Genomic DNA, 231 nt, shown 5'->3' on the forward strand with positions numbered 1-231 from the left:
CAGGCCGCTGTTGGCGGCACTCAGCGCCAGCGTGCCGCCGTTGACGTTCAGCGTCCCGGCCCCGGTCAGGCCGCCGACCGCGCTGGAGGTGCCGCCCTCCTGCAGGGTCAGTATCCCGCTCGCCAGGTCAATCACCCCGGTGTTGGTCAACAACCCGCTGGTCAGCACGCCCGGATCGAGCGTGACCGTGCCCAGGTTGGTGAGCGCCCCCACCGTCTGGCTGAAGGTGTT

Annotated in this window: 1 protein-coding gene; it reads right to left on the minus strand. The window is 70.1% G+C overall.

What is annotated here, in order from left to right:
• The coding region (locus tag WG891_RS26845; RefSeq protein ID WP_337265132.1) for a hypothetical protein at window positions 1–231 on the minus strand (231 nt) is incomplete at both ends.

It is taken from the genome of Serratia sp. MMO-28, assembly GCF_037199905.1.
Lineage (GTDB): Bacteria > Pseudomonadota > Gammaproteobacteria > Enterobacterales > Enterobacteriaceae > Chania > Chania oryzae.